The organism is Motilimonas sp. 1_MG-2023 (assembly GCF_030547455.1).
Classification (GTDB): Bacteria; Pseudomonadota; Gammaproteobacteria; order Enterobacterales; family CBDFNC01; genus Motilimonas.
Map to the genome: position 1 here is coordinate 1 of NZ_JAUOPX010000101.1, position 1,236 is coordinate 1,236.

At 40.4% G+C, this 1,236-nt stretch carries 2 protein-coding genes and 1 pseudogene; 2 read left to right on the top strand and 1 reads right to left on the bottom strand.

Annotation, left to right across the window (positions count from 1 at the left end):
* Positions 1 to 406: 406 nt before the first annotated feature.
* Complete coding sequence (locus Q4519_RS21575) at positions 407 to 730, top strand: hypothetical protein (protein WP_303515977.1); 324 nt, start codon at positions 407 to 409, stop codon at positions 728 to 730.
* A gap of 2 nt (positions 731 to 732) precedes the next feature.
* Here the strand turns inward: Q4519_RS21575 and Q4519_RS21580 are convergent, their stop codons facing one another.
* Positions 733 to 861: a hypothetical protein gene (locus Q4519_RS21580; RefSeq protein WP_303515979.1), complete on the bottom strand. Its 129-nt coding sequence runs from the start codon at positions 859 to 861 to the stop codon at positions 733 to 735.
* Positions 862 to 1,000: 139 nt separating this feature from the next.
* Here Q4519_RS21580 and Q4519_RS21585 point away from each other — a divergent pair.
* A pseudogene (locus Q4519_RS21585) lies at positions 1,001 to 1,236 on the top strand (alpha-amylase family glycosyl hydrolase); the annotation flags it as partial.

A 1,236-nucleotide genomic window follows, 5' to 3' on the forward strand; every position in this document is an offset into this window, starting at 1 on the left:
AGCATCTTACTGCGCATAGCATTAGAGCTGGCCACTGCTGGACACGAGGACAAACGGCATGTAATCGACTGAGTGGGTTCGGATAATACTAACTCGCCGCATAACCATACTATTTACCCAGCTTCTATCAGCTGGTGCGGTCATGCTTGATTTTTATCAATCCGCTCAGCATTTAGCATTTCTATTCTTTTTTAGTCATTAACGAAGCATCAGCAGATGATCTAGTCGCTAATCAGTAAATAAGATTTGGCAATTGTTGTGGTGGCTTGGTATAAGATTGCCTATTTATTTTGGTAGGTGTCCCAGCTTTTCGCCCGCGCTCTACCTTATTAAAATAAACAACTGCCAGCAAAATGCCTGAGCTTAGCGCGATGTGTCAGTGATCTTATATTTGGGAGAGCTTATAATGCTGTGGATTGCTATTCTTGCTGCCTTTGGTTGGACTTTATTACAAGTTTTTCTTTTGTTTCTATCTACGCAATGTATTTTTAGCCTTATTGAATTTAGATCTGAAACAGAAAATATGTATCAAAAGCTATTGTCAAATTTAATTATGTTGCTCTTTTACTCTTTATTTTTATTACCACTTATCTCATTGGGGCTATTCTATTTTGCCGTTATAAATATTACTGGTTGGCATAAACTTGAGCCCGCGATTTGGACATTTGCAACTTGGTGTGGAGTATTATTCACTTTCTGCTCTTTATTATCTGTAAAGAATCGAATGTAGAATCAGGTGAAAGTAAATAGCTGTATAGCCACATAATCAGGTAGTAAGCGCATCAGTGCTTTGTTTTTGATCTTACGGCCAATGCGATTTATCAGCAAGTCGTGGTTAACTTCATCGAAGAACTTAGACAAGCCGATGCCTACTGAGGAGATATCAGGACATCCATCACTTTTTGGAGAATAACAGGACATCCATCACTTTTATCACTTTTTGCGCTAACACACATCCTGAGCCATAGTTTAAAAACCACTTATTGAGCAGGATGTGGCCATGACTTTACCTCGCGGTCAGTTGATCTGCCCTGAATCAACTCCGTACTATCATGTCATCAGCCGTTGCGTGCGCCGTGCTTTTTTATGCGGCATCGATCACTACACCCAGCAGAGTTACGAACATCGCAAGCCGTGGGTGTTGGATAAACTAAAGCAACTGGCGAGCATTTTCACCATCGATGTCTGCGCTTACGCCATTATGAGTAATCATTACCATCTGATATTGCACATTAA

Excerpts from the sequence above, each read along its gene's own strand:
- Q4519_RS21575 (WP_303515977.1), top strand. The coding sequence starts at position 407 with ATGCTGTGGATTGCTATTCTTGCTGCCTTTGGTTGGACTTTATTACAA.